We start from the raw sequence: 586 nt of genomic DNA, 5'->3' as shown, positions 1-586 counted from the left end.
GCTGCCCAGCGATTTTCCCCCAAAAAGCACGGTTTATTACTACTTCAAACTCTGGAAAGAAAAACCGTCAGAAACAGACCCCAGTTTGCTTGAGCAGGCTTTAAAAAAATGTCGTTGGCGAGGACCGTATCAACCATGGTCGGAACGCCAACACTACTTTCTTGATAGTTGACTCGCAAAGTGTCAAGAACACAGACACAGCGTATGAAAAAGGATATGACGCGGGTAAAAAGATTTCCGGCATCAAGCGGCATATAGCCGTGGATAACCAAGGGCTTCCCCATGCTATCACGGTAACCACTGCTAATGTGACGGACAGAAAAGGGATGTTAGCGGCTTTTACTATACACAAGAATACCCTTACTGGTGTGAAAAATATTCTCGCTGATGGCGGTTACACGGGAGTCCCCTTCGCTGACAGTGTGAGTGAGAGACTGGGAGCTACCGTCGAAATAGCCAAACGTGATGAGCTTCATACCTTCAAGGTTATCCCCAACCGATGGGTGGTCGAGCGTTCATTTGCCTGGCTGGATAAATGCCGCCGCTTATGGAAAAACTGTGAACGCTATTTAAATACCAGCCTTCA

1 pseudogene is annotated in these 586 nt (G+C 47.3%); it reads left to right on the top strand.

The features are described from left to right. A pseudogene (locus tag AACQ81_RS04775) lies at positions 1 to 586 on the top strand (IS5 family transposase); the annotation flags it as partial.

This window comes from Xenorhabdus sp. Sc-CR9 (genome assembly GCF_963897815.1).
GTDB lineage: Bacteria > Pseudomonadota > Gammaproteobacteria > Enterobacterales > Enterobacteriaceae > Xenorhabdus.
This window is presented reverse-complemented; position numbering and strand designations above follow the sequence as displayed.